The sequence below is a fragment of the Bradyrhizobium sp. P2_E8 genome, from assembly GCF_056403875.1.
On sequence record NZ_JBFUES010001940.1, the window covers coordinates 1 to 508 of the forward strand.

A 508-nucleotide genomic window follows, 5' to 3' on the forward strand; every position below is an offset into this window, starting at 1 on the left:
GCGCCCCCAGCCGCGCGCACCCCCAGCACCTCCGCCGCACCGCGGCTCACTGCGACCCCGGTCCGCAATTTCCCGCGCCCATCCGCCGCCAGCGCCCCGGCCACACCGCCCACGCGGCCTGATCTCACCCTCGAAACGCCAGGCGCAACCTATCCCGCCGCCTCACCGGCGCCCGTCTCGTCCGCATCCGCAGCCATCCGCGGCGGCCGCACCACGGTGACGGTGCAGGCCGCTTCCGCGGCCACCTTGGCCGAGACGCTGCCGAGCAGCGTGCGCCTGAACGAGCCCTGCCGCGCACCGATGATGACGTGGTCGACGTGGTTGACCTCGGCGAATTCCAGGATCGCCGCGGCGGGATCGACCGCCTCCAGCACATGAGCCGACAGCCGGCTCTCGTCCAGCTTCAGCGGCGTGGCCCAATGCCGGAGCGCCACCAGCCGGTCGATATGCTTGTTGGAGCCCTGCTCATCCAGCGTCCGGTCGATCGCGATGCGGTTGAGCTTCAGGA

Annotated in this window: 1 protein-coding gene; it reads right to left on the minus strand. The window is 71.9% G+C overall.

Features of this window, described 5'->3' with window-relative positions:
• Window positions 1-149 precede the first annotated feature (149 nt).
• On the minus strand, window positions 150-508 hold a 359-nt coding region (locus tag AC1D00_RS44820; protein ID WP_477015177.1), incomplete at its 5' end, for a universal stress protein.